The 25,052-nt window shown below is 66.3% G+C and carries 22 protein-coding genes; 7 read left to right on the forward strand and 15 right to left on the reverse strand.

Going from position 1 to position 25,052, the window contains the following annotated elements:
- Positions 1-196: 196 nt before the first annotated feature.
- Positions 197-1,774: a carboxylesterase/lipase family protein gene (locus AB0J47_RS11985; protein ID WP_364344060.1), complete on the reverse strand. Its 1,578-nt coding sequence runs from the start codon at positions 1,772-1,774 to the stop codon at positions 197-199.
- 151 nt (positions 1,775-1,925) lie between these two features.
- Here AB0J47_RS11985 and AB0J47_RS11990 point away from each other — a divergent pair, with 151 nt between their 5' ends.
- Positions 1,926-2,153, forward strand: coding sequence for a zinc ribbon domain-containing protein (locus AB0J47_RS11990; protein ID WP_364344063.1), 228 nt, complete (start codon positions 1,926-1,928; stop codon positions 2,151-2,153).
- 32 nt (positions 2,154-2,185) lie between these two features.
- Here AB0J47_RS11990 and AB0J47_RS11995 read toward each other — a convergent pair whose 3' ends face one another.
- From AB0J47_RS11995 to AB0J47_RS12010, 4 genes are all read right to left on the reverse strand, one after another.
- On the reverse strand, positions 2,186-2,461 hold the full coding sequence (locus AB0J47_RS11995) for a SelT/SelW/SelH family protein (RefSeq protein WP_364344066.1): 276 nt from the start codon (positions 2,459-2,461) through the stop codon (positions 2,186-2,188).
- 17 nt (positions 2,462-2,478) lie between these two features.
- Complete coding sequence (locus AB0J47_RS12000) at positions 2,479-2,865, reverse strand: YchJ family protein (RefSeq protein WP_364344069.1); 387 nt, start codon at positions 2,863-2,865, stop codon at positions 2,479-2,481.
- Positions 2,866-3,118: 253 nt separating this feature from the next.
- Complete coding sequence (locus AB0J47_RS12005) at positions 3,119-3,625, reverse strand: hypothetical protein (RefSeq protein ID WP_364344587.1); 507 nt, start codon at positions 3,623-3,625, stop codon at positions 3,119-3,121.
- Positions 3,626-3,665: 40 nt separating this feature from the next.
- Positions 3,666-6,092, reverse strand: a complete 2,427-nt coding sequence (locus AB0J47_RS12010; RefSeq protein ID WP_364344072.1) for an AAA family ATPase — start codon at positions 6,090-6,092, stop codon at positions 3,666-3,668.
- Between the two features lie 475 nt (positions 6,093-6,567).
- On the opposite strand from AB0J47_RS12010, the gene AB0J47_RS12015 reads away from it, so the two are divergent.
- The 4 genes from AB0J47_RS12015 (at position 6,568) to AB0J47_RS12030 (ending at position 14,310) form a co-directional block, all read left to right on the forward strand.
- Positions 6,568-9,417 (forward strand): DUF5691 domain-containing protein, encoded by a 2,850-nt coding sequence (locus AB0J47_RS12015; protein WP_364344075.1) that lies wholly within the window; start codon positions 6,568-6,570, stop codon positions 9,415-9,417.
- A 14-nt stretch (positions 9,418-9,431) separates the two neighbouring features.
- Positions 9,432-10,514 (forward strand): AAA family ATPase, encoded by a 1,083-nt coding sequence (locus AB0J47_RS12020; RefSeq protein ID WP_364344590.1) that lies wholly within the window; start codon positions 9,432-9,434, stop codon positions 10,512-10,514.
- A gap of 84 nt (positions 10,515-10,598) precedes the next feature.
- Complete coding sequence (locus AB0J47_RS12025; RefSeq protein ID WP_364344593.1) at positions 10,599-13,049, forward strand: DUF5682 family protein; 2,451 nt, start codon at positions 10,599-10,601, stop codon at positions 13,047-13,049.
- Between the two features lie 100 nt (positions 13,050-13,149).
- Positions 13,150-14,310: a VWA domain-containing protein gene (locus tag AB0J47_RS12030; protein WP_364344078.1), complete on the forward strand. Its 1,161-nt coding sequence runs from the start codon at positions 13,150-13,152 to the stop codon at positions 14,308-14,310.
- A gap of 1 nt (position 14,311) precedes the next feature.
- Here the strand turns inward: AB0J47_RS12030 and AB0J47_RS12035 are convergent, their stop codons facing one another.
- Complete coding sequence (locus AB0J47_RS12035) at positions 14,312-15,139, reverse strand: phosphatase PAP2 family protein (RefSeq protein WP_364344081.1); 828 nt, start codon at positions 15,137-15,139, stop codon at positions 14,312-14,314.
- Between the two features lie 217 nt (positions 15,140-15,356).
- Between AB0J47_RS12035 and AB0J47_RS12040 the strand changes: the two genes are divergently transcribed.
- Both AB0J47_RS12040 and AB0J47_RS12045 read left to right on the forward strand, forming a co-directional pair.
- Positions 15,357-15,698 carry an ADP-ribosylglycohydrolase family protein gene (locus tag AB0J47_RS12040; RefSeq protein WP_364344084.1) on the forward strand — a complete coding sequence of 114 codons (342 nt, stop codon included), beginning with the start codon at positions 15,357-15,359 and terminating at the stop codon, positions 15,696-15,698.
- Positions 15,695-15,931 carry a hypothetical protein gene (locus AB0J47_RS12045; RefSeq protein ID WP_364344087.1) on the forward strand — a complete coding sequence of 79 codons (237 nt, stop codon included), beginning with the start codon at positions 15,695-15,697 and terminating at the stop codon, positions 15,929-15,931. The genes AB0J47_RS12040 and AB0J47_RS12045 overlap by 4 nt, the downstream gene beginning before the upstream one ends.
- Here AB0J47_RS12045 and AB0J47_RS12050 read toward each other — a convergent pair.
- The 9 genes from AB0J47_RS12050 to AB0J47_RS12090 form a co-directional block, all read right to left on the reverse strand.
- The gene (locus AB0J47_RS12050) at positions 15,915-18,431 is read right to left on the reverse strand and encodes an FtsX-like permease family protein (protein WP_364344596.1); all 2,517 of its coding nucleotides are present in this window, start codon (positions 18,429-18,431) and stop codon (positions 15,915-15,917) included. The genes AB0J47_RS12045 and AB0J47_RS12050 overlap by 17 nt on opposite strands.
- A 174-nt stretch (positions 18,432-18,605) precedes the next feature.
- Complete coding sequence (locus AB0J47_RS12055; protein WP_364344090.1) at positions 18,606-19,382, reverse strand: ABC transporter ATP-binding protein; 777 nt, start codon at positions 19,380-19,382, stop codon at positions 18,606-18,608.
- 81 nt (positions 19,383-19,463) lie between these two features.
- A complete protein-coding gene (locus AB0J47_RS12060; RefSeq protein ID WP_364344093.1) occupies positions 19,464-19,889 on the reverse strand; it encodes an acyl-CoA thioesterase in 426 nt (141 codons plus the stop codon).
- Positions 19,890-19,943: 54 nt separating this feature from the next.
- A complete protein-coding gene (locus AB0J47_RS12065) occupies positions 19,944-20,762 on the reverse strand; it encodes an alpha/beta hydrolase (RefSeq protein ID WP_364344096.1) in 819 nt (272 codons plus the stop codon).
- 78 nt (positions 20,763-20,840) lie between these two features.
- A complete protein-coding gene (locus AB0J47_RS12070; RefSeq protein ID WP_364344099.1) occupies positions 20,841-21,419 on the reverse strand; it encodes a TetR family transcriptional regulator in 579 nt (192 codons plus the stop codon).
- A gap of 11 nt (positions 21,420-21,430) precedes the next feature.
- Positions 21,431-22,897, reverse strand: a complete 1,467-nt coding sequence (locus AB0J47_RS12075; protein ID WP_364344102.1) for an FAD-dependent oxidoreductase — start codon at positions 22,895-22,897, stop codon at positions 21,431-21,433.
- A 12-nt stretch (positions 22,898-22,909) separates the two neighbouring features.
- A complete protein-coding gene (locus tag AB0J47_RS12080) occupies positions 22,910-23,299 on the reverse strand; it encodes a carboxymuconolactone decarboxylase family protein (protein ID WP_364344599.1) in 390 nt (129 codons plus the stop codon).
- 97 nt (positions 23,300-23,396) lie between these two features.
- A complete protein-coding gene (locus AB0J47_RS12085) occupies positions 23,397-24,299 on the reverse strand; it encodes an NAD(P)-dependent oxidoreductase (protein WP_364344105.1) in 903 nt (300 codons plus the stop codon).
- A complete protein-coding gene (locus AB0J47_RS12090) occupies positions 24,296-25,048 on the reverse strand; it encodes an SDR family oxidoreductase (protein ID WP_364344108.1) in 753 nt (250 codons plus the stop codon). Before AB0J47_RS12090 ends, AB0J47_RS12085 begins: the two co-directional genes overlap by 4 nt.
- Between the last annotated feature and the right edge of the window lie 4 nt (positions 25,049-25,052).

A 25,052-nucleotide genomic window follows, 5' to 3' on the forward strand; every position in this document is an offset into this window, starting at 1 on the left:
CATTCGACGTTCGCGAGGTGGCGCACGGTGAGCCGTGCGCGAGCTCGACGCAGCACATGGTGAACCACCCGCAAGCTCGCATGGGGCGTGGGCACGGTTGCCGCACCGGATGCCTCTGGGGCAACCATGGCACTAGGTTTCCCGCAGCAACGGCCGCCACCCCACACCCTGGCTGCCCGTCGGAAGGTGCGGCGACTCAGCTGAAGCCGACGGCTTGTTCGCCCCAGGCGGTGTGCAGGTCGCGGTCCGGGTCGTCGATTACGCGGTCGATGTTGTCGATGAGGAGGGTGGTGCGGGTGTCGGGGCGGTAGGGGGGCCAGTGTTTGGAGCCGTCGATGGCAGCCGGTACGCCGTGGGTGGCGAAGGCAAGCCAGCGGCGCTGCATGCGACCGGAGACTTCCAAGGCAACCTTGCGGCCGCCGAGCCAGAAGGTGGGGTCATGGTTCAGAGTGCCGAAATTGCCGAATACATAAGGTAATTCGGTGGCGTGACCGGCACCGACGCGGGCCGCCTTCAACATGGGGGTGGCATGGTCGAAGCGGTAGATCCAAGTCGGTGAGTGTTGAGCGTGGCCGTCGGCAACCCAGTGGGCGGGCATGCGGAAGGCCGCGTCGGTGGACATGGCAAGTGCGCCACGTGTTTTCGCGAGATCCGGATAGGCCGAGGTGATTTCGGCGATACGCTCGGGCGACATATCCGGATGGCTTGCGGCCACATCGCGCAGCATGACGTTCACCGCATCCGGGGTCACCGGCATGATCGGCGAGCGGAAGACGCGGAACAGCGAGGCCTCGTCCTTATTGGTGCCGATGATCAGCGGCACACGATGTGAACGGCCTTGTTGGAAGCGGTCGATCGGATAGGTCGGCACCAGATCGCCGTCGACCACCGGCGCGGCTGCCAGTCGGCCCGGCTCCTTCAACGGAATCTCGTCCAGCAGTACGCCCGCAGCGGTCACGATCCGTTCGATCGGGCACTCCAGCAATTCGCTTGCGCGCGAATACGGGAGTTCGATCAGTTCCAGAAAGCGTTGAGCCACACCGGCAGCGCGCGCCTGGCCGAAAACCGTTGTCGCGGGCGGGCTTTGCGCGATTGCCTGGTGGAACAGACCAGCGGCGCGCGGTGAGGTCAGCAGTGCGGTCACGCATCCGGCGCCGGACGATTCACCGAACAGCGTCACATTGCCTGGATCGCCGCCGAATGCGGCGATATTGTCCCGGACCCACTCGAGCGCGGCGATCTGGTCGTGCAGACCGAGATTCGGCGTGAAATCGTCGGAGAGCGAGGACAAGTCGAGGAAGCCGAGCGCGCCGAGGCGATAATTGACCGTCACCACGACCACGTCACCGGCTTCGGCCAGCTTGCGACCGTCGTAGATCGCCTGGGCCGCCGTGCCGAGGCAGTAGGCGCCGCCGTGCAACCACACCAGCACCGGGCGCGGCGCACCGGTATCGGCAGAACTGCGCGGCGACCACACATTGAGCCACAGGCAGTCCTCGCCCATCCGCAGGTCGGAGTCGACCGGGACCATATTGCCCATTGTCTGCGGGGCGATCTCGCCGAAAGTGGTGCACTCGCGGATGCCGTCCCATGGCTGCGGCGGCAGTGGCGGCCGGAACCGGTTCGGACCGGACGGCGCGGATGCGTACGGAATGCTGCGCCACACCGCGACCGGTCCGTCCCAGCGTCCACTCACGCGGCCCCAGGTCGTTTGCGCGACCGGCTCGGTGTCGCCGACCTCGGAGCCAGGTTCGATATCGAACTGCGTGGTCATCTTCCGCACCTCCTGCCTACAACCCGGGCAGTGCGCTGCGAGTTTGCTCCGGCCGGGTCCAAGCACCTAGCGATCTCTTATCGAGAGTACGTCCAGTTGGACAGTGGGATAGGTGGGACGCACCACTCACCCTTGGCGCTACGCTGGGCCGATGCCGAGCTATAGCTTCCGGTGCCGCAGCTGTGGCGACACTTTCGAGGTAAACCGTCCGATGGCGGAGGCGTCGAATCCGGCGGCCTGCCCGAACGGTCACGATGACACGGTCAAGCTGCTGACCACATTTGGCACGGTCAGCAGGGGTGGCGGCGGTGCCGCGTCACCTGCACCCGCGCCGCGGCCCGCCGGTGGTGGATGCTGCGGTGGCGGCTGCTGTTCCTGAATCCGGCGTGGTCGATATCACGCTCGGTTGGGTCAGTGCCGCTTGTCGACGTGGCCGAGGTCACGGTCGGGCGCGACGCGATCGCGCACACGCTGTTTGAGTACCGCGATATCCGGGAACCCGCCGTCCGCCTTGCGCTCCCAGATCTGGTCGCCGTCGATGGTGATGCGGAATACACCGCCCGACCCGGGGATCAGTGCCACCTCACCGAGTTCGGTGGCGAAGGTGCTCAACAATTCCTGTGCCATCCAGCTCGCGCGCAGCAACCAGCGACATTGCGTGCAGTATTCGATCGCGACACGTGGCATGGTTGGCACGCTACCCGTCATGGTTCGAGGACGCCGTCGAGGTAGACCCAGACGCCCTCCACACGTGTGAATGTGCTGACCTCGTGCAGGGATCCGCGTCGATCGGCCTTGTAGTGGGCGATGAATTCCACGATGCCGGTGTCGTCGAATGGTCCGCCGCGCTCGGTACGCACGATCTCCAGGAACAGCCAGCGCTGGTCCGGATCCAGGTCGAGCGTCTTCGGTCGGGTGCGCGGATGCCAGGACCGCAGCAGATATTCGGTATCGCCGACCGCGAATGCGGTGTAGCGCGAGCGCATCAGCGCCTCGGCAGTCGCCGCGGACCGCTCCCCTGCCAGCACCGGTCCACAACAGGCGCCGAACGGCTCCCCACGCTTACACGGGCATGGCTGCGACTGGTCCATGACTCCGAATCTTGCTCGTCGCGCGGATCACTGCGTGCACCGGGGCCGGGCCTTATCAAGATCAGGTGGCACTGGTGGAGGGGCTACTCGCTTGGCGCCTGCACAGATTCCACCTGATCTCGATCCACATGCCTTGCGCCGCCGCGCGACTCATGCGCGGCCATACCGAAGCGCCGACATATCGTCTAGCAACGATCGTCGAGCGGATTGACGCCATCGATGGTCGGGGCGGTCACCCTCGCGCAGCGTGTGGTCATCGGGTGGCGGCTTTGGCTAGTGCGGTGGCGATCGCGACGGTCTGTTCGCGCCAGCGGCGTAATTCGGTGACGCTCGGGGCGAGTTCGTAATCGTGGTGGTGGGCGGCGCGGGATAGGGCGGCCCATACCGTTGCGACCTGCGCGGCGGTGGCGTCGCCCGCGAATACGCGCAGGGCGAGCAGTTGTGCGCGCATCGGGCAGCGCGCCAATTCCGGTGCCACCTTCAACCACAGCTCGTCGACGGACTGTTCGAGCGCGAGCCGCAGAATCCACACCGTCGCCCGCGACCACAGCCCGTCGGCATCGGTCACCGACCCGTCGAGCAGCCGATCCACCGCATCGAACCGCTCGGCCACTGTCGGCCGCGGCGGATGTGGTTTCCGCGCCGCCCCTTGCTTGCGCGCCGCCCCTTGCTTGCGCGCGCCACCTCGCCGCCGCGCCCCGTCCACCTTCGGCCGCCGAGGCCGACCGTCGCCCGCAGCGCCCACGTCATCATGCGCCACGCTCAACGCCACCCCTTAGCTATCGATGCGCAGCCCTCGTTCATCGTCGTAGCCAGCCGACGAACTTTTCGGTGTCCGCGATCAGGTCGCGCATGCTGCGGCCGATGGGTACGTGGGCTCCTGCGGTGGCGTCCCGTAAGGCGTCGACGACCCATTTGCCTTCCCGGGCAAGGTGTTTGTTGAGGTCGTCTACTCGGCCGTCGATACCCATTACCGCGAGCGCGACCATTGCGCGGGTGGTTTGCGCGCCTTCGATGTGGCGTTCGACGTCACGATGGTCCATGCCGTCGGCAAGCAGATTGCGTCGAGCTCGGGCCAGACTGGCCGCTTCGACGGCCGAGCGGCAGCAGGTGGCCACCAGTTCGTCGGCGATCGCCGGAGGAAGTTGGGGGGTGCGGACGAGGGAGCGGGCGTCGTCGAGGTAGCGGCGGATGGGGTCGCTGGAGACCCGTACTTCCACCACCGAGCGCTCGCGGCGCTGCACTTCCAGCACGCTGGCATCCAGTTGCATGCGCCGCACCGCCTCGGCCAGCCGCTCGTCATGGGTGAAGACGATCACCTGGCGCGTCCACGCCATGACCTCTAACACCCTGGCCAGTCCATCCACCTTCGCCGGATCCATGGCCTGCACCGGGTCATCGATCATGACGAAGCGAAAAGGACTGTCCTCCACCGTCGCTCGCGGCAGAAACAGCGAAAGTCCGAGGGCGTGCAGCTCACCCTGACTCATCACGCCGAGCGCGGCGCCATCCACCTCGTCGACGGTGACATCGAGCAGCACCCGACGCGCGGTTCCGGCATTGCCCTGCAATCGAATCGCACCGAGTTCGACATTGCTCTGCTGACGCAGCGTGCGCCACACCCAGCGCGCCGTGGTCTCCAGCGGCGCCATCCGCTCCCCGCGCAATCCGGCCGTCGCGGATTTGAGCCAATCCTCGGCGCGCTTGAGCGTGCGCAGTTCGCTGCCGTTCGCGACGACAGCGCGTGCCCCCGCCAGCCAGCCACTGATGCGTGGCACCAGCGGCGACCACACCTCGTCGAGGCGGTTCAGTTCCTTGCGGGTGCCCTGCTGCAGCAGTTCGAGTTCGTCGACCAGACGCGTATGCGCACCACGCAGGCGATCGGGCAGGTCAGGCGAGTAATCGGCGCCGGTCAGCGCCGCCCAGTCCGTCCAGGCCCGACGCACCGCGGTGGTGTCGACGGTGGGCGGATTGCGTGGATCGAAATCCAGTTCCGGCGGGATATGTTCCGGTAGCGCGCGGGCGTCACGGACGGCCTGCCGCAGCGCGGCGCGCGCGGTCGCGAGCGCGTCGACCCGGGAGGTCAGCTCGGCGATCGAGGCTTGCGCACCGCGCAGCCACGTCGCATCCAATTCCCCGCGTCCACAGACCGGGCATGGGCATTGTCCGCTGGCACCGACATGATCGCGTGCCCGCCGCAGCAACTCCAATACCCGCAGATCGGCCTCGGCATCAGCGGTCGAATCGCGAGCGAGCACCGCGCGGCATCCTTCGAGGCGCGCGGCTATGGCCTCGACCTCGGCACCCGACGGCAAAACAAGTCGCACGATTGCCCGCAACCCATCCGGCCCGACCGGATTCTCTGCCGTACCGAGTATTTCGCGACCAATGGCCGTGAGATCGGGACGGTCCGGGCGCAGTAGTGCCGCCATCCGCACCGCACGGTCATCGGCCACCGCACCGAGCGCGGTCACCAGTTCGATGCGTTCCTGACGCGAATCCCGTACGGCGCGTTCGAGTTCCAGTCGGCGAGTGCGAATCCGCTCCTGCGCCACGGTCAATTCGTCGAGGCCGAGCAGCCGATGCAGCGCGTCGAACAGATCGCTCGGTTTGCCGTCGACGAGTGCGCCGAGTTCGCTGTAGGACAGGAATGGGCGATACAACTCCAGTAGACCAGCCCAGCGGTGGCCGTCGAAATCCGTTGGCGCGGTGCGGGATCGCTGCTCGGTCCAATGCGCCTGGCCGAGATCTGCCTGTGGTGACCACTCTTTGGCGATGGTGAGTTCGGGATCGGCACCGGCGGTGAGCAATTCGAGTTCGATGCGCGCCGACCCACCATCGTGCAGATTCCGCCAACCCTCGCGCCACGCCGCGGACCGGCCGTCCCAGCGGCGATTACTACCGGTGAGCACCAGTTCAGCGGCCTCGGCGAAGCTCGACTTTCCACTTCCGTTGCGGCCCACCACCAATGTGAGACCGGGACCGGGCGGCAGCTCCAGTGTTGCCTCGGGTCCGATGCCGCGGAAGCCGCGCACCCGGATCGCACGCAGGAATATGCCGGAACCGTCGAATTCGGTTGTCAGATCATCGGACTCGCCGCCACCGAGGGCGCGGAGCACGGTATGCGCGACATCGGGGGTGACCGCGGGATCCGCGGCGAGCCGCCTGGATACCACTTCGGTCAGGCGCGGCACCGTCGCAGTATCAGTTCCGGGATCTGTACGCATGCGTAACCCCCTACACCACCGAACCGCGGCATGTCCTCCAACCCCGCACGGGTATCACTGTTGAAAGCTGAGCGAAACGCTACCCGATGGCGTGGAATTCGCCCACAGCGGCACCGTTTCGCCTGGTGGGAAGCGGAAATGCGAATCTGCCCGCGGGGATGGTATGGCCATCGAACAGGCTGGGCCCCGCTCGATGTCCACCCCTCGCCAACCCCGGCGGGCAGCTCGATGGTGTGTCACCCGATTCGGGTGGCTCGGTCGGAGCCGAACAGGACAGAATGCCAGAATCAGACAACCAGCGCAAGGCGCATTTGCTGCCGAATCTGCCGTCCGCGCAGCGTATTCCAGGAAAAACACCCGCTCACCACCCAACTTGTCGGTGGGGTGCGGTAGAAATTCGACAACCTAGTAACGGGGGAAGACATGACATACAGTCGATCCGGGGCCGCCGGATGAACCAGGCGGGAGCCAACACATGACCGCGCTGTGGACCGAGGAACAGGTCAGCGCGCTCGCACCGGATGCGAGCTCGCTATCGGCCGCGCGCAAGCTCGCCGGGCGGTGGCACGGCACCGGGCAGTCGGACACCGCATTGTGGGGCCTGTGCCAGGGCAGCGGCTCCAAGCCGTATCAGACGATCGTGGATCTGGCGGGTCCGGCATACAAGTGCTCGTGTCCCAGCCGCAAGTTCCCGTGCAAGCACGCTTTGTCGCTCTTACTCGGCTGGTCGGGCGGTGCGGTCGCCGAAGCCGCTATCGCGGACTTCGCGGCGGAGTGGATCAACGCACGCGCGGTCCGCGCGGCCGAGCCCGCCGCCGACCCGCAGGCCCGCACTGCCAATCCGGCGACCGCCGAACAGCGGCGGCTGCGGGTGACGGAGGGTCTGGAGGAACTCGATATCTGGCTCGGCGATCAGGTGCGGACCGGATTGGCCCAGACAGATCGCTCGTTTCGGGCATTCGAGGCGATCGCGGCCCGAATGGTCGACGCGCAGGCCCCCGGCGTCGCCGCCGTGCTGCGCCAGTTGCCGACCACCCTGGTGACCAGGGCGGATTGGCCAGATGTCGTACTCGCCGAATACGCGAGACTGCATCTGCTGATCGCCGCGCACCGCCGCCTCGACGAATTGTCACCGGAGCTGCGGGCGAGCGTCCGTACCCATATCGGCTATCCGACGTCAGCCGAATCCGTGCGCGCCGAATCGGCAGTTCGGGACCAGTGGCAGGTACTCGGGATCCGGACCAGCGAGGAGGAGCGGCTCTATACGCGCCGAACCTGGTTGTACGGCAGGCAGACTCGACGCTGGGCATTGCTGCTCGAGCATTCCTTCGGTTCGCCGAGCTTCTCGGCGGAGGTACCACTTCCTGGCATGATGGCCGAAGCGGATCTGCACTACTACCCGGGTGGCGCGCCGCTGCGGGCGCTCTGGGGCGAACGGCACCGCGCGGCCGAACCATTCACCACGCTGCCGGTCACCGACGGAACGATCGCCGCCGCATTAGCCGAACATGCCAAGGCGCTCGCGGGCGATCCGTGGCTGCGATTGCGACCGCTGCTGCTCACCGATGTCGTGCCGGTGTGGACCGAAAATGGCTGGTATATCACCGAATCCGACGGCACTGCACTACCTGTTGCGGCCACCGAGCAGCCGTGGCGACTGCTCGGCGTGTCCGGAGGGCATCCAGTGACGCTGGCGGCCGAATGGGGAGCGGCCGGATTGGTGCCGATCTCGGTATTCACCGCGGGTGAGGTCGTCGACGTCGGTAGCGCCGAGTTCGGCCCGCGTGGGGCGTCGAATGCGCCGGTGTCTGCGGAGCTGACCTCGGTGGCGCTGCTCGGCACTGCGCGTAGGGCAGCGGATCCCGCGCGGCTCGAGGCTCCGGTGGCGGCCGTCGCGACCCGGTTGCGCACCGATCCCGCACTGCTGCTGCTCGAATCTGCCGCGCTGCGTGGCGCTTTCGCGCGCGGCGGCGTATCCGTCAGCACGGCGGCCGAACCCGAACCCGCCGTGGATGACGCGCGGCGACTCCTGCCCCGCGCCGCGGCATCCCGTCTCGCCCGCCTGTTGCGGGACCGGTCCCCCTTTCTGCCCGAATGGTTCGCGGGCGCAGCACCCTTCGACTATCGCGCCCCGGATGCACTGTGTGCGCTACTGCTCGAACAGGCGAAGGCGAATACCGACCTGCGCGAGCCGCTATTGCGCCTGGCCGGAACCCGCGGCCGCTGGCTGGCCGACCAACATCCGGACTGGCGCGACCTGGTGCCGCGAGGACATTCCGATGCGCCGACGGAGCAGAGCTGGCTGTTCGGCCAACCGTCCGAGCGCCGCGAATGGCTCATCGAACTGCGCGGCCGAGATGCCAAGGCCGCACGTGAAGCACTGACCGCGGCTTGGCCGAAGGAATCCGGTCCGCTGAAAGCGGAGCTATTGGCCGTACTCGCCGACGGGATTTCGGCCGACGACGAACCACTGCTCGAGACGGCATTGGACGATCGGCGATCGGATGTGCGGCGAGTCGCGGCCGGATTGCTGCCGCTGCTGCCGAATTCGGCATTCACCCAGCGCGTGACTCGGCGCTCGAGCGCATGGGTCACGGTCGAACATCTGCTGCTGCATCCGAATCTGGTTGTCCGCATACCGGAGGAACTCGACGATGCCGACCGCAGGGACGGCATCAACGACCGCACCGTTGAGTTCACCTATCGCTGGGACGGAGCACCGGATCTGCGTGCCGGTAGGCTGCGGCAACTCGTCGCGGCGACACCACTGACGCACTGGGAGTCGGAACTAGGCGCACCGGATAAGGCCACTCGGGCCAAGATCAGTGACCGGTTCCGGCAGCCGCTGTTCGACGGCTGGGTGGATGCCACACTGGCACAACATGATCCGGCCTGGGCGCGGGCGCTGTTCGATGCAGGCGTGCCGACCGACCTGGCAATGCTGCGGCGTCGCGAATTGTTCGCACTGCTGCCGCTGCCGGATCGCACCACACATTTGCTCCAATTGGACGGCGCTTGGCTCTCGGAGCTCGAGGCATTGTTGCCCGCCATGGGCCATCCGTGGCCGGAACCTCTTGCCCAACACTTGATTCTGTTGTTGTTCGAACGCGCACGTGCCGCGGCCAAACGCCCAGAAGCGCATGGCACCGGCCCGAACGCACATCGGTCGCTGCTGTCCGCGGCGGCCGTGCATCTGCCCGTCACCGCGGCGCGGACGACCACCGCGGTGGCGCGCCGCTGCACCGATCCCAATTGGGAGCGAGCATTCGATCAGCTCGCCCATGACCTCAACCACCGCTCGATGATGCTCGAGGAGTTGCAGTGACCACTACCGATTCGATGCCGGAGCTGTTGCGTCCACATGCCGAACAGGCCTATGCCGAGGAGTTGCGGGCACTGACCGCGATCGATGATCGGCCGCGACCGCCGTCTTGGCAACTGTCGCCGTGGGCGGTGGTCACTTATCTACTCGGTGGCACGCTCGACGACGGCACCGTGATCAGCCCCAAGTACGTCGGGCCGCGCCGGCTTATGGAGGTGGCGGTCGCGACGCTGGCGACCGATCGGGCGCTGCTGCTGCTCGGCGTGCCGGGCACCGCGAAAACCTGGGTATCGGAACATCTTTCGGCCGCGATCAGCGGTGCTTCGACACTGCTGGTCCAGGGCACGTCCGGCACTGCCGAAGAGGCGATCCGCTATGGCTGGAACTATGCGCGACTGCTCGCGGAGGGGCCGAGCGAGGGTGCGCTGGTGCCGTCGCCGGTAATGACGGCGATGCGCCGCGGTGCGATCGCGCGGATCGAGGAACTCACCCGTATCCCGTCCGATGTGCAGGATGCGCTGATCACCGTGCTGTCCGAGAAGACGCTGCCGGTGCCGGAACTCGGGATGGAGGTGCAGGCGGCCAAGGGCTTCAATGTCATTGCCACCGCCAATGACCGCGACCGTGGCGTCAACGACCTGTCCTCTGCTTTGCGGCGCCGCTTCAATACCGTTGTGCTGCCGCTGCCCGCCAGTGAGGACGAGGAGGTCGCCATTGTGGCCCGCCGCGTCGAACAGCTCGGCTCCGCGCTCGAACTCCCAACTGTTCCGGCTGCGGCCGAGGAGGTGCGGCGGGTTGTTCGCATCTTCCGCGAGCTGCGCTCCGGTATGACCGCCGACGGCCGCACCAAACTCAAGACGCCCTCCGGCACCCTGTCCACCGCCGAGGCGATCTCGGTGATCACCAATGGGATTGCCCTGTCGGCGCACTTCGGTGACGGCACCTTGCGTGCGTCCGATATAGCGGGCGCGGTCCTCGGCTCTGTCGTCAAGGATCCGGTGGCCGACGCAGTCATCTGGACCGAATATCTGGAAGCCGTTGTGCGTGAACGCCCCGAGTGGTCCGACTTCTACCGCGCCTGCCGCGAGGTCACGGGATGAGGGCTAGGCGCCGCCTGATCCGACCACAGCGCATGTTCAACCGGGGGTGACACGGTGAGCAAGACAAACACGACCGACGACCATATGGACGTCCAGCAGAGCGTCGCCTCGAGTGGTCCGGTGACCCACGTATTCGGTATCCGTCATCACGGCCCGGGTTCGGCCAGATCCCTGCGCGCCGCGCTGGAACAGTTTCGTCCCGACGCGATACTGATCGAGGGCCCGGCCGATGCCGACCCCTTGGTCGGATACGTCGCGGCCGAGGGCATGTCGCCGCCCGTCGCGCTACTGGCCTATGTGCCGGACCAGCCCGCCAAGGCCGCTTTCTGGCCGTTCGCAGTGTTCTCCCCCGAATGGCAGGCGCTGCAATATGCGGTGGAACACGCAGTGCCGGTGCGGTTCTGCGATCTGCCCGCGAGCACCGTCCTGGCCACCGAAGACGAACCAGGTGACCGCATCGACCCACTCGCCGAATTGGCCGCTGCCGCGGGCTACGACGATGCCGAACGCTGGTGGGACGCGGTAGTCGAATCCGTGGCCGACGCCGACGCTTTCGAAGCGATCACCGAGGCAATGGGCGCACTGCGGGACGCTGCCGGACAAGGCATGTTCGCGATCGGACCTGCCACGGCCCCAACGGACGACGCTTCGGGTCACCAGCCGGACGAAGTGCGCGGCATACGAGCGGCTGATCGCTCAGCCACGGGTGGCGCTGACGACGAGACGCTCATGTCCAACGGCGAACCCCGGCCCACCGCACATGATGGGTCGCCCAACTCACCGACCGGCGACACTGTCGACGAAGCGATCGGTCCCGAAGACGTTGAGCGCGAACCCATCGGCATCGACGCGCACACCTTGCGGCGTGAAGCGTATATGCGGCAGACGATACGGAAGGTGTTGAAAGAGGGGGCGCGGCGGGTTGCGGTGGTGTGTGGGGCGTGGCATGCGCCGGCGTTGGCGGGGAAGTTGGGGCCGGCGACGGCGGATACCAAGCTGCTCAAAGGGCTGCCGAAGGTGAAGGCGACGGTGACGTGGGTGCCCTGGACGCATTCGCGGCTGGCGACGACCTCCGGATACGGCGCCGGAATCGCCTCGCCGGGCTGGTATCACCACCTGTTCACCGAGACCGAGCAGCCGATCGCGCGCTGGCTGACCAAGGTGGCTGGAGTGCTGCGCGCCCACGATCTACCGGTCTCGAGCGCGCACATCATCGAAGCCGTCCGGCTCGCCGACACGCTCGCGGTGCTGCGGGCACGGCCACTGGCCGGACTGTCGGAGGTCACCGAGGCAGTGCGGTCGGTGATGTGCGCCGGTGATGAGTCGATGCTGCGGCTCGTCGCTTCCGAACTGGTGGTCGGTGAGGCGCTCGGCGCTGTTCCCGATGGCACGCCGACAGTCCCGCTGGATGCCGATCTGCGTGCCCGGATCCGCACACTGCGGCTCAAGCAGGAAGCCTTGTCCCGCAGCCTCGATCTCGACCTGCGCAAGGAGCGCGAAGTCGAGCGTTCGCGACTGCTGCACCGGCTGCGCGTGCTCGGAATCGACTGGGGCACACCGACAACCGGCGAAGTGCGCAGCACCGGCACCTTCCGCGAATCCTGGACGCTGCGGTGGCGACCCGAATTCGCCGTCTCGATTATCGAGGCCTCCCGCTGGGGCACCACCATCCGCACCGCGGCGCAGGCCAAGATCCTCGATACCGCTGGCCGCGAGGGCAGTACCGTCGGCGATCTCACCGACGCGCTCGAGATCGCGCTGCTCGCCGACCTCGGCGATGCCACCGACGGTCTGATCACCCGCCTGGAATCGGCGGCGGCACTCGACCACGACGTAACCCACCTGCTCGCCGCCCTTCCCGGCCTGACCCGCACACTGCGCTACGGCGACGTCCGCGGCACCGATACCGAGGCACTCGCCCACGTCGCGGACGGTCTGCTCGTGCGAATCTGCGCGGGCCTGCCCGGCGCGGTGACCGGCCTCGATACCGACGCCGCCGAACATCTGCGCACTCAACTCGATGCCGCGCACACCGCCATCCACACCCGCGACAACGACTGGGCAACCGGCGAATGGCTCGCCGCCCTGCACCGCGTGGCCGACCGTGACGATGTGCACGGCGCCCTCGTCGGCCGCGCCGTCCGATTGCTCGCCGATGCCGGACGCATCGACGAAACCGAGTCCGCGCGTAGGCTTTCGGCCGCACTGTCGATCGGCAATACGGCCGCCGGCAAGGCGGCCTGGATCGACGGGTTCCTCGGCGGTCGCGGGCTACTGCTGGTCCACGACCGAGAGTTGTTGCGGCTCATCGACGATTGGCTGCGCGGTCTCGGCGACGATATGTTCGTCGAGATCCTGCCGTTACTGCGCCGCACGTTCGGCGCGTTCGAATCCGGGGAGCGCCGCGCCATCGGCCAGGCGGTGCGCGACACCGGCTCCGGCGCATCGCGTACCGGCGAGGACACGACGTTCGATGTCGAACGCGGGATCGTCGCTATGCGCACAGTCGCGGACATCCTGGGAGTACCGGTATGAGTCCGACATGCTCCTTCGGCACCGCGCTCGGGCCTCTCGATCAATCCCGAACCACGATGTGGCGGCATCCTGCCGTCACCTACCTCCTCGGAGTGACCGGATGAACGCGATCGATGAAACGCAGTCCAGGCGTTGGCGTCTGGTGCTCGGCACCGCCGCCGAACAACCCCTGGGCGGCTTGGGTGCCGCGGACGACGAGGCGATGGATCGAGCCCTCGGAGCGCTCTACAACACCGATGATCAGACCTCCGGTAAACGCTCCGCCGGACTGGGCGGCTCCGCACCGAAGGTGGCCCGCTGGCTCGGCGATATCCGCACCTACTTCCCGTCCACCGTTGTCGAGGTCATGCAGCGCGATGCCGTGGATCGCCTCAATCTGACCCAGCTCCTGCTGGAACCGGAACTCCTCGAAGCGGTGGAACCCGACGTGCACCTGGTCGGAACCCTGCTGAGCCTTAATCGGGTGATGCCCGAAACCACCAAGGCGACAGCGCGAATGGTGGTCGAGAAGGTGGTCCGCGAAATCGAACAGCGCGTTGCCGCGCACACCGTCGCCGCGGTCTCCGGCGCACTGAATCGCGCCGCCCGCGTCACCCGACCTCGGCTGCGCGATATCGACTGGGACCGCACCATCCGCAAGAACCTGGCCAACTACCTCCCCGAACATCGGACCGTGGTGCCCGAACGCCTGGTCGGCTACGGCCGCAAGGCGCAGGCGGTGCGCCGGGACGTAGTCCTCGCGATCGATCAATCCGGCTCGATGGCCTCGAGTGTGGTCTACGCCTCCGTCTTCGGCGCGGTCCTGGCCTCCATGCGCTCGCTGAAAACATCTCTGGTCGTTTTCGATACCGAGGTCGTCGACCTGACCGAACAACTCACCGATCCGGTCGAGGTGCTCTTCGGCACCCAACTCGGCGGCGGCACCGATATCAATCGCGCCCTCGCCTACTCCCAGTCGCTCATTACCCGCCCGGCCGACACTCTGTTCGTCCTCATCTCCGATCTCTACGAGGGCGGTATCCGTGAAGAGATGCTGCGCCGCGTCAACTCCATGCGGGAATCCGGAGTGCAGGTGGTAGTGCTGCTCGCCCTCTCCGACGACGGCGCTCCTGCCTTCGACCACGACAATGCCGCCGCTCTGGCCGCCCTCGGCGTACCGGCCTTCGCCTGCACCCCCGACAAGTTCCCCGACCTGCTCGCGCTGGCCCTGGACCGCGGCGATGTCCAAGCCTGGGCCAACCGAAATGCCGGAACCAGCTGATTCAGCGCGTCGGCACCGGCTGCGGACCCACCGGCCCCATGGCGCCCCACGCCGTAGCCGAGGCGGGCACCACCAGCGGATGCAGCAGCGCCGCCAACCCGAGCAGCACCACCGCGACGATCGCGTCGAGCCAGTAGTGATTGCCGGTCCCGACCACGACGACGGTGGTGAGCACCGGATGCGCCAATGCCAGCCACCGCCAGGAACTACCGGTCGCCGCGACCATGGCGAAGGCCAGCAGCAGGGCCCACCCCACATGCAGCGAGGGCATGGCCGCGAACTGGTTCGAGAGTCCGCCGGAATCCGGTGAGCCATAGACGGATTGGCCGTGGACTGCGGCGAGGTCGACGAAACCGTAGTCGGGCAGCATGCGCGGCGGTGCGAGCGGTATCAGTACATGCACCATGAGCGCGGCCCCGGTCAATGCCACCATCAGGTTGCGGGTCCAGCGGTAGTGCTCCGGCCGGAAGGCCCACAGCCACAACAGCACCGCGACCGCCACCGTGAAATGTGCGGTGGCGTAATAGAAATTGGCCGGTACCGCGAGAGAACCCCGGTGCAGGAATACCGCCTGCACTGTGGTCTCCTCCGGCAGCCCGAGCTTATCCTCGAGCCCGAGCATGGCCCTGGCATTGCCGAGCGCGTGCACGGTGTCGTCGGCGGTGAACATCCGCCCCACCCGATAGGCCAGATAAAGCACGGTGATCAATGCGAGCTGTCGAACCGCCTCGCCGCCGCGGCCGTGCACCGCCGCCCCCATCTTCTCGGCGATGCCGCCGAACGCGGGCGAAAAATCCACGTTCGGACCACCGAGACCCACTGCCACCATTGCCAGCGGCCTCCTTCCCCATCCAACCCCACATGTTAAACGGAGTAACTACCTCCGCTTACCGTAGCATTGCTCGTTAGCCAGACTCAGCACACTGTGACCGGACAGACACATCTCCGATAGGCTGCTCGGCGATCTCGACGCGTTGGAGGGGCCCGCTCGCTGCGCCGTGGTGATGTATTCGCGGAGAACGTAATCGAACGGGAACTGAGCCGCGGTGGCATGGGCGCGGTGTACGCGGCACACCATCCCGCGCCAGCCCTACGCACCGCAGAGCATCCTGTCGCAGGAACTCATGAGCCAGCGCGGCAACACCCGCGCCGCGATCTCCGCCCTACGGCGAGCGGCCGAGCGGCGAGAACCGGGCCCGCTCGGCACCCGGACCGCACCCATCAATGACTCCAAGGGCTGCGCGGCCGTCGTCCGCGCGGCACCCTGCGGTCTCGACCGCCGGAGGACCATCCGACAGATCTTCGAATTCGGCTGTGACACAGCGGCACTCACCCAGGGCAATCCGAGCGGCCGACTGCCTGCGGGGCACCATTGCCGGGTCGGATGAGCGAATACGACAAGCCGACGCATTTCGAGGTCCTAGCCGCGATAATCGCGGGTCTGTCCCGAGGCGCTGACCTCGGTTCCGCACTCGACCTGGCCCGCACCGAATTCACCCGGCACAACAACCACGCGGAGACCTCGACCGCCCTCGCCACCGCCATCGAACTGGCCGCGCACGAGGGCGGACGGATGCCCGCACCCGAGGTTCCCTGGCTAGGACCTACAGATCCGCGATAGCCGCCAGCGGTGGCGTACGGGCGGCACGGATACCTGGCCACAGCGCGGCCAGCACACCGACCACGGCCGAGCTGATGAGCACCAGCACCAGTTGGTTCCACGGGATGGCGATCTCATCGATGCCCAGGTCACGCAGGGTTCGCAGGAAGCCGACACCGAGGCCGAGACCGAGCAGCATCCCGACGATCGCACCGAATACCGCTATCAGCATGGATTCCAGATAGATGGTTCGGCGCACCTGCGCCCGTTGCATGCCGACCGCGCGCAACATGCCGATCTCTCGACGGCGTTCCACCACCGACAGCGCCAGAGTATTGACGATGCCGAGAATCGCGATCACCACCGCGAGCGCGAGCAGCCCGTACAGGATGGCGAGCAGCGTATTGATCTGCTTGCCCTGCGCACCCTTGAACTCCTCGCGGTCCTGCACCTGGACCACGACGAACTGCTCGGTCGCATTCTCCAGATCGGTACGCATCCGGGTGAGGTCGGCACCGGGCTCGGCCTTGACGAACATGAACAGGTTGGTCCGGAAGTTGACCGGCATCACCTCGTCGTACATGACCGGCGACACCACCAAGGGGCCGAGCAACGGCGTCTTCTTGTAGATGCCGACCACCTTGACCGGAATCTTCTTGAACCCGAGGCTCGTCACGGTGACCTGATCGCCGACCTTCCAGCCGCGCTTGTCGGCCTCGTTCTCCGACACCATGACATCGCGGTCACCCAGCGTGTTGGTGCCCTCGATCATGTCGTAGTTGAGGACGCTGTCGGGCGAGCCGTCGAATTCGGTGCCGGTCAGCTGCTCATCGCCCACCTTGAACGTGACACCGCGCAAGCCGACCACATCCGCCACCCCGGGCACCGATTTGCGCACCGCGTCACCCGCGCCGAGCGGCACACCGATCAGCTGCGGTCCGGCCAGCACGTAGTCGGCCTTCACACCCTTGTCGACGAGCACGGTCACGCTGGCCTTCGCAGATGCGCCGAGCATGCCGATCGCGGTCACCAGCATCAGACCGAGGGTGAGCGCGAAAGCCGTTGCGGCAGTGCGCCGTGGGTTGCGCGCGGCATTATTGCGCGACATCCGACCAATAGGACCGAACGGCCGCAGCAGCACCCCGAGACCGCCCACCACCGGCCGCGACAATGCGGGTGCGGCCAGCAGTACCGCGAAGATCAGGCCGAGTGCGCCGATCCCGACCGTCAATGCGGCATGGCCGCCGGTCTTCTGCGCACCGAGCACCACGAGCACCACACCCGCGACGGCCAGCGCAATACCGATTCCGGTCCGCAGCCGCAGCGATTCACCGGTCGAGGCGAACTCCTCGCGCATGGCCTCCACCGGCGGAATCTTGGCGGCGCGACGCGCGGGCGCATAGGCGCTGACCACCGTCACCAGCAGCCCGACGAGCAGTCCTACGATCGCCGTGCGCGGCAGCACCGTCAGCGATCCGGTCGGCAGGCCGAGATCGAATGCGTTGAGCAGTGCCGAAAGCCCGAAGGCCAGACCGATGCCGCACGCCAAACCGATTGTGCTGCCGATCAATCCGATGACCAGTGCCTCCGTGACCACGGATCGGCCCACCTGTTGTCGACTCGCGCCGACCGCGCGCAGTAGCGCCAGCTCACGCAGCCGCTGGGCCACGATCATCGAGAAGGTGTTGTAGATGATGAAGGTGCCGACGATCAGTGCGATCGCACCGAAGGCGAGCAGGAAGTAATTGATGAAGTTGAGCGCGTTGGAGACTTCCTTCTTCAGATCGGCGCGCACCTGATCGCCGTTCTGCACCTTGTAATCCACCAGTACGTTCGCGATGCTGTCGCGCAGTTCGTCGCCGGGCGTACCGGCGGCGGCCGCGATATCGACATAGGCGACATGCGAACCGTCGGTGAACAGCTGGCGGGCCTGCGTGTCGTCGAACAGCACGCCGATGAATCCGCCGGTGTCCGAAGGGACTTCGTAGACTCCGGTGAGGGTGACGTCGATCGGGTTACCGTGTGAGGGAACCAGCACTTTGGTCTTGTCACCGACATGCAGACCCGCGCGTTCGGCACCGCCGGTATTGAGCGCGATTTCGCCCTCGTGCGCGGGCGGAACGCCGTGAACGAACTTATCCGGTTCGGCGACCGCCTTATCCGGCGGAATATAGGACTGACCGAAAGTCGGTGCGCCACCGGTCTGTACGGCCTTTTTGCCATCCGGATACAGCAGCACCAACGGTCCGTTGACGCTCGGCGCGACCGCCCGCACCCCGTCCATCTTCGAGATCTGATCGACCATGCTGAGCGGGATGCCCTGTGCCTGTTGCTTTTGCGGACTCACTCGAACATCGACGCCCTTGGCCTGATTGGCGAAGATTCCGTCGAAGGTGCGCTGCAACGTGTCGGTGAAGACGAATGAGCCAGCGATGAATGCGGTTCCGAGCACCACCGATAGCAGGGTCAATGCCAGGCGCACCTTGTGCGCGGCGAGATTGCGCAAGACCACCTTGCGCATCGGTTTGCCGCTCACGACTGCGCCTCGCTGACGCTCGGCTCCGTCGTGCGCGAAGGCGCGCTGTGTCTTTGGTTCACTCGCTGACGCTCGCTCACGACTGCGCCTCGCTGACCCTCGGCTCCGTCGTGCGCGAAGGCGCGCTGTGTCTTTGGTTCACTCGCTGACGCTCGCTCACTACACCTGCTCCAGCGACTTCATCTTGTCGAGCACCGATTCGGCGGTCGGATCACGCAACTCGTCGACAATGCGACCGTCGGCGAGGAACACCACCCGGTCGGCATATCCCGCCGCATGCGGCTCATGGGTGACGATGACGACGGTCTGCCCGAATTCGTCCACCGCCGCGCGCAGGATCGAGAGCACCTCCTCCGAGGCGCGCGAGTCGAGATTGCCGGTCGGCTCGTCACCGAAGATGATCTCCGGCTTCCCTGCCAGCGCCCGCGCACAGGCCACGCGCTGCTGCTGCCCGCCGGACAGTTCGCTGGGCCGGTGTGTGAGTCGATCGGTGAGCCCGAGCCGCTTGATGACCGTATCCAGCCAGTCCTGGTCAGGCTTGCGGCCCGCGATATCCAGCGGCAAGGTGATGTTCTCTTGCGCGGTCAGCGTCGGCACCAGGTTGAACGCCTGGAAGACGAAGCCGATGCGATCGCGGCGCAGCCTGGTCATCTGCTTATCGGAAAGCTCGGCGAGATCGGTATCACCGATCCGCACGGTTCCGGTGCTGGCACTGTCCAGGCCGGCCAGGCAGTGCATCAGGGTCGATTTGCCCGATCCGGAGGGCCCCATGATCGCGGTGAACTCCCCCTTCACGAACTCTGCCGATACCCCATCCAGTGCCCTGACCTGCGTATCTCCGTGTCCATAGACCTTCACCAGGTCGATGGCGCGGGCCGCCACAGTAGTGGCGGCTGCCGAATTCTCGAGGTCGGCACCTAGGGCGTGCGAAGTCATGGGATCCAGTCTGTCCGGTATCGCGCGCCCGCGCCATCAGGGACGTCCCCCAACTCTCGAGGTCTCAATGAACCCTTAGAACTACTCCGACCGGCCCAGACCGAAGACCGTGGGATCCTGCGCGAGGTCGCGGAAGTAGCGCGCGCCGTCCGGCACCAAGCGCCGTTCGGTGAGATCGAGTAGACCGCCCACGCCGACGATCTCGGCGGAGATCGTGCCGTCCGCCTTGCGGATCTCCTGGATGGTCCGGTGGGTCTTGCCATCCCAGGCGAAATCGCAAGTGACAGTGACTTCGTCGCCCACGAACAGTTCCTGTTTGAATTGGAGCGTCACCTGCAGCGAGATCGGCCCGACTCCGGCCTCCAGCAGCTTCTCCTGGGATAAGCCGCCCTCCCGCAGGCAGGCCCACCGCGCTCGTTCCGCGTATTGCAGATAAACGGCCTGGTTCATATGCCCGTTGCCATCGATATCCTCGGGCGACACCGTGAGCGAGAGCGCGAATCCCATGGGCTCACGGTAGCGGCGGGGTACGACAAGAATCCGCCGCTACCGCATCGAGCCTCATGCCTTGACGAAATCGAGGATGTCGGCATTGAGTTGCGCGGCGTGCGAGATCATGATGCCGTGGCCGGTAGCCGGGTATTCCTTGTAGGTGTTGCCGGGAATCAGGTCCTTGATCACCCGACCGCAGAGGTCGATGGGGGCCGAAGCGTCGGCGTCACCGTGGATGACCAGCGTGGGCACGGTGAGTGCGCGCAACTCGTCGCGGAAGTCGGCGTTGTAGATCGTATTCATGATCTCGTCCGCCGCCAGAAGTGAACAGTCCATGCACTTCTGGACCATCCAGGCGATCCGCGCCGAGGACACCTGGTTGCCCAAATGTGTCGCGAAGAATGCCTGCGCGTTCTGCTCCATCCACAGCGGCCGGTCCGCGGCGCGCGCCGCACCAACCGCATCGAAAACCGCCTTCGGCACGCCGTTCGGATTGTCCTCGGCCTGCGCGAAATACGGCATTGTCACCGAGACCAGCGCGACCCGGCTGATCCGATCGCTGCCGTACCGGGTCAGGTATCGGACGATCTCACCGCCCGCCATCGAATGTGCGACCACGGTGACCTCGCGCAAATCGAGATGTTCCAGGAATGCCGCCAGATCCGCGGCCAGCGTGTCGTAGTCGTAGCCGTGCCCGACCCAGTCCGACTTGCCGTGTCCACGCCGGTCGTAGGACAGGCACCGCAGCCCCTGCTTGGACAGCGGCAGCATCTGCAACTCCCACGAGGTGCTGCTCAACCAGCCACCGGCCAGGAAAAGCACCGGCTGCCCGGACCCCCAGTCCTGGTAGTGCAGTGCGGTGCCGTCGTGCGATTCGAAGTAGGGCATCGGTTTCTCCAATCATGAGGTGCCCCACCATCATTGCGAGCCCGGATAATGAAGTCGATTACCTCACAGGTAAGCGCCCTACTTCAGGATCAGCAGCGCCGACTTCTCGATGCGGTCGGCGATTTCGGAGTAGGAGGCGTAGCCCATACCCGCGCGGACGAGCGCGCCCGCGTAGAGGAGTTCCAGGGATTCGACTACGTCCTGGTCGGCGTCGGGACCGAGAGCGCGCACCAGTCGTTTGCGGATCTCCATCCCGATCCGCGCGCGGAGATGGGCCACATCGGGATCGCGGCCGAGTAGGGCACTGGTCACCGCGCCCGAGAGTTCCTGCTCATCGGCGACGAGCATGGCGATATTGCGCAGCTCGGCGACGACCCGGACCGTGGGGTCCGGATCCTCGCTGACGGGAGCCGAACTGGCGAACAGGCGACGCCAGAAGATCTCGGCGACGAGGTGTTCCTTGGAGGAGAAGTAGGTATACGCCGTGGCGGTGCCGACACCGGCCGCTGCGGCGACCATGCGGATGGTCATCCCCGCGAAGCCTTCGCGCGCAAGCACTTCCACTGCGGCCCTGGTCAGCTTGTCGACGGTGTCGGCCTGCTTCTCGGTGAGGCGACGCCGGGTCGCCTCCAGGATGATGGACTCACCTTCGGACATGTGTCTAGATCCTACTTTGCGGCGGCACGACCGGCGCGTCGGCCATAGAAGCTGCCGTCACCGAGGGACGCACCGCTGACATAGCCGCCGGCACAGAGTCCGGAGGTGCAGCGGCCCGCGGCGAACAGACCGGGAATCGGTTCCCCGGAGACGTGCAGCACCCGCGAATCCAGATCGGTGCGCAGCCCGCCGAGGGTGAAACCCGCCGTGAATCCCCGCATATCGAACGCCGCGACCGGGGTGCCGATCGGCTTGACCCACTGGGGCTTCTTCCCGAGCAACGGATCCTTGCCGTCGGCGGCGTGCAAGTTGTAGCAATCGACGGTGCCCTGCAACGCGCGCTCCGGCAGACCCATATCGGACTCCAGCTCCGCGACCGTCTCGGCCGCCCAGGTCGGCGGCTGCCGAAAGAACGGCGTGGATGTCACCGTGGCCAGCGCCGCCTCGAGCGACTGCTCATCGATGACCAGAAATGCCTGATTCTCCTGCTGGATCAGCGTCGCCTGCCCGATCCGCCCCGGATAGGTGTCCTCCGGGATATAGCGCTGACCGCGCCCGTTGACCAGGATGCCGCGCGCCAACAGCTGCGGATCACCGAAGAACGCCACCTCGGTGGCATCCATATGGGCCAACTCCGCACCCAGCGCCTGCGCGACCAGGATGCCGACGCCGTCGTGCTCCTCGATGGCGGCGGCGGGCCGCCCGATCAGCCGCGGCGCATAGCCTTCGATCATCTGCTGGTGGTAGGCGAAACTGCCGGTGGCGAGCACGACCCCGCGTTCGGCGCGGACCGCGACCTCCTTGCCGAAGCGCGTCGCGATGACGCCGACCACCCGATCGCTCTCGTCGATCACCAGCCGCCGGATCCTGATGTCGTATTCGACACCGACACCGAGACTTTCGGCGGCGTCGGCGAGCGGCTTCATCAGCATGTAGCCGCCGCTCTTGGCACCGATCTTCTTATCCGCCATCTGCGGAACATGGCCGCGCGGAGCGGGTTTCGCGATCGCATTGAACGGCGCGGCATTCTCGCCGCCGGAGTACATCAGACCTTCGTCGTGCGGCGGCTCCCAGCCGGGCTCACCCCAGAACTCCTCCTTGAACGGGACACCGCAGGAGACCAGCCAGTTGTAGTGCTCGACGCTGTTGTGGCAGTAGTCCGCGATCTTCGCCCGATCCTGTCCCGGCCCCAGCGCGGCCTGCAGGAATGTCTCCATATTCTCCGGTGTGTCCTCGAACCCGAGCGCCTGCTGCAAGGGCGTGCCACCACCGAGGTAGATGAATCCGCCCGCCATGGCCGCCGCGCCGCCCCAGCCGCCGGTGCGTTCCAGGATCAGCACGTCGGCACCCGCACGGGCGGCCTCGATAGCGGCGCAGACACCGGCGATGCCGTATCCGGCGACGACGACATCCGCCTCGAAATCCCACGCGGCGATCGCGTCGGCACGCAGCGGCCGGATCTTTGCGGCATCAGACATGTTTCGCGTTCCTCACTTGCTCACGTCTTCGGACAGCACAGGCGAATCGGACTCCCCTGCCTGTTCGGACTTCTTACGCGCCGCCTTTTTCTGTTGGGCGACAATCGTTCCCACCAACAGGTCGAGTTTGGTGCCACTTGGCCAGCCGACGTAATAGCAGAGGAACAGCGCGATCTCGTGCAGCTGCGCCTCGGTCAGCTCCTCGTTGCGTAGGGCCGCGCCGATCTGGATACCCGCCGTATCCATCGCCCCCTGGGCGGTGAGCGCGCCGAGCAGGATCAGTCGCCGGTCCCGGATGGTGAGTCCGGGACGCGACCAGATTTCGGCGAAGAGATGATCGGCCGTCATGGCGAAATGGTCGCTGGGGTAGTTCTGGAATTCGGTGCCGTAGACCTCGGCCATCTTGGCCAGCCCGCGCTGACGCACGGAATCCGCTGATCCGTTCGCACGCCCACCCGTCACCCGACCGCCACCCTCCACCGAATCGCTACGCGATGCTTCACTCATTGGATTCCCTTTCCTTTGGCACGCCGAGCCCGGGCCCGAGGCGGTCGAGAGCCAGTTCCGCCAGCGGCAGTTCGACGCCGAGTCGCGCGCCGAGATCCAGGGCCAGGCTCAGATCCTTTTCGCCGAGATCACGCACATGGCTCAGGATCGGCAGCCAGAAATCATTCGGTTCGATCGGCGCGGTGCGGTCGCGCAGCATGATCGCGCCGGGGCCGCCGGTGACGGCGTCCGAGTGCCGGACGACATTGCCCAGCACGGTGATATCCAAATCCGCGGCTTCGGCGAGCCGCTGCGCCTCGGTGGCGGCGGTGAAGGCGATGAAGTGCAAGAGGTTGCGCGCCAACTTCATTCGGGTGCCCGCGCCGACCGGTCCGGCGTGCACGACCAGATCGGCGAAGCAGCCGAACGGTCCGCGCACCCGCTCGAACGCCGTATCGCTGCCGCCGACCATCACCGCGAGCTTGCCGCGCGTCGCCCCGGCCGCACCACCGCTGATCGGTGCGTCCACCAATTCGACGCCGTATTCGGCACATTCGCCCGCCAACTGTTCGGCGGTCCGGTCGCTGATGGTGGAGTGCACGGCGATTACGGTGCCCGGGGCGGCCGTTCGCAATACCCCGTCCGGTCCGGTGACCACGGCCCGCACTTGCGCATCGTCCAGAACGGTCACCGAGATGACGGCCGCCTTCTCGGCGATTTCGGCGGCCGAAACCGCCGATGCCGCACCGGCTTCGGTCAGCGGCGCGACCGCATCGGGGCGCATATCGCAGACGGTGAGTCCGCCGGGCCAGGACAGCAGACTCTTGGCCATCGGTGCGCCCATATTGCCCAAACCGATGAACCCGACCGGCAATTCGCCAGCCGTGCCGATAGTTCGCTCGCTGCGCTCACTCATGACCGGAACACTTGTCCGCCGTCGACATTGAAGATCTGCCCGGTGACCCAGCTCGCGTCGTCCGAGAGCAGATACAGGCAGGCGCCGACCAGATCATCCGGTGTTCCCATTCGCTTGAGCGGCAACCGTTTCACCATATCGTCGACGATGACGCTCGGTGTCACGGTTTTGGTGGCTTCGGTATCGATGGGGCCGGGTGCGATGGCATTGATGCGGATGTTGGAACCGCCGAGTTCGAAGGCGAGTTGCTGGGTCAGGCCGTTGATACCGACCTTGGCCAGGCCGTAGAAGCTGGAGTAGGTCCATGCGGCCGTGGAGGACTGGTTGACGATCGATCCGCCGCCCGCCTTGACCATGTGCTGCCACACCGCGCGAGTCATATTCAGCGCGCCGTCCATATTCACGCTCATGAACTTCTTGTAGTAGTCCCATGGCACGCTGAGCAGCAGGTTGAGTTTCATATCGCCGTAGATGGCGGCATTGTTCACCAGATGGTCGATCGCGCCGAATTCGCGGACGGTCAATTCGGCGAGGGCGGTGGCCGATTCCGGATCGGCCACATCGACCTCGCCGAAGATGGCACTGCCGCCGCCGGCGGTGATCTCGGCCGCGACGGCCTTACCGCGTTCGGCATTCAGATCGGCGACAACGACATTGGCGCCTTCGTTGGCCAGCGCCTTGGCGTATGTGGCGCCGATGCCTTGGGCGGCGCCGGTGACGATGGCGGTCTTTCCCGGGAATCGAGTCATGAAA

It is taken from the genome of Nocardia sp. NPDC049737 (assembly GCF_040674755.1).
Lineage (GTDB): Bacteria > Actinomycetota > Actinomycetes > Mycobacteriales > Mycobacteriaceae > Nocardia.

What these genes read in the sequence shown, in the direction of transcription:
- AB0J47_RS12020 (WP_364344590.1), top strand. Translation starts at nt 9,432, where the DNA reads ATGCCGGAGCTGTTGCGTCCACATGCCGAACAGGCCTATGCCGAGGAG.
- AB0J47_RS12030 (WP_364344078.1), top strand. Translation starts at nt 13,150, where the DNA reads ATGAACGCGATCGATGAAACGCAGTCCAGGCGTTGGCGTCTGGTGCTC.
- AB0J47_RS12090 (WP_364344108.1), bottom strand. Translation starts at nt 25,048, where the DNA reads ATGACTCGATTCCCGGGAAAGACCGCCATCGTCACCGGCGCCGCCCAA.
- AB0J47_RS12065 (WP_364344096.1), bottom strand. Translation starts at nt 20,762, where the DNA reads ATGCCCTACTTCGAATCGCACGACGGCACCGCACTGCACTACCAGGAC.
- AB0J47_RS12055 (WP_364344090.1), bottom strand. Translation starts at nt 19,382, where the DNA reads ATGACTTCGCACGCCCTAGGTGCCGACCTCGAGAATTCGGCAGCCGCC.
- AB0J47_RS12025 (WP_364344593.1), top strand. Translation starts at nt 10,599, where the DNA reads ATGGACGTCCAGCAGAGCGTCGCCTCGAGTGGTCCGGTGACCCACGTA.
- AB0J47_RS12075 (WP_364344102.1), bottom strand. Translation starts at nt 22,897, where the DNA reads ATGTCTGATGCCGCAAAGATCCGGCCGCTGCGTGCCGACGCGATCGCC.
- AB0J47_RS11995 (WP_364344066.1), bottom strand. Translation starts at nt 2,461, where the DNA reads ATGCCACGTGTCGCGATCGAATACTGCACGCAATGTCGCTGGTTGCTG.
- AB0J47_RS12010 (WP_364344072.1), bottom strand. Translation starts at nt 6,092, where the DNA reads ATGCGTACAGATCCCGGAACTGATACTGCGACGGTGCCGCGCCTGACC.
- AB0J47_RS12060 (WP_364344093.1), bottom strand. Translation starts at nt 19,889, where the DNA reads ATGGGATTCGCGCTCTCGCTCACGGTGTCGCCCGAGGATATCGATGGC.
- AB0J47_RS12035 (WP_364344081.1), bottom strand. Translation starts at nt 15,139, where the DNA reads ATGGTGGCAGTGGGTCTCGGTGGTCCGAACGTGGATTTTTCGCCCGCG.
- AB0J47_RS12070 (WP_364344099.1), bottom strand. Translation starts at nt 21,419, where the DNA reads ATGTCCGAAGGTGAGTCCATCATCCTGGAGGCGACCCGGCGTCGCCTC.
- AB0J47_RS12085 (WP_364344105.1), bottom strand. Translation starts at nt 24,299, where the DNA reads ATGAGTGAGCGCAGCGAGCGAACTATCGGCACGGCTGGCGAATTGCCG.
- AB0J47_RS12050 (WP_364344596.1), bottom strand. Translation starts at nt 18,431, where the DNA reads ATGCGCAAGGTGGTCTTGCGCAATCTCGCCGCGCACAAGGTGCGCCTG.
- AB0J47_RS12000 (WP_364344069.1), bottom strand. Translation starts at nt 2,865, where the DNA reads ATGGACCAGTCGCAGCCATGCCCGTGTAAGCGTGGGGAGCCGTTCGGC.
- AB0J47_RS12015 (WP_364344075.1), top strand. Translation starts at nt 6,568, where the DNA reads ATGACCGCGCTGTGGACCGAGGAACAGGTCAGCGCGCTCGCACCGGAT.
- AB0J47_RS12045 (WP_364344087.1), top strand. Translation starts at nt 15,695, where the DNA reads ATGAGCGAATACGACAAGCCGACGCATTTCGAGGTCCTAGCCGCGATA.
- AB0J47_RS11985 (WP_364344060.1), bottom strand. Translation starts at nt 1,774, where the DNA reads ATGACCACGCAGTTCGATATCGAACCTGGCTCCGAGGTCGGCGACACC.
- AB0J47_RS11990 (WP_364344063.1), top strand. Translation starts at nt 1,926, where the DNA reads ATGCCGAGCTATAGCTTCCGGTGCCGCAGCTGTGGCGACACTTTCGAG.
- AB0J47_RS12080 (WP_364344599.1), bottom strand. Translation starts at nt 23,299, where the DNA reads ATGGCCGAGGTCTACGGCACCGAATTCCAGAACTACCCCAGCGACCAT.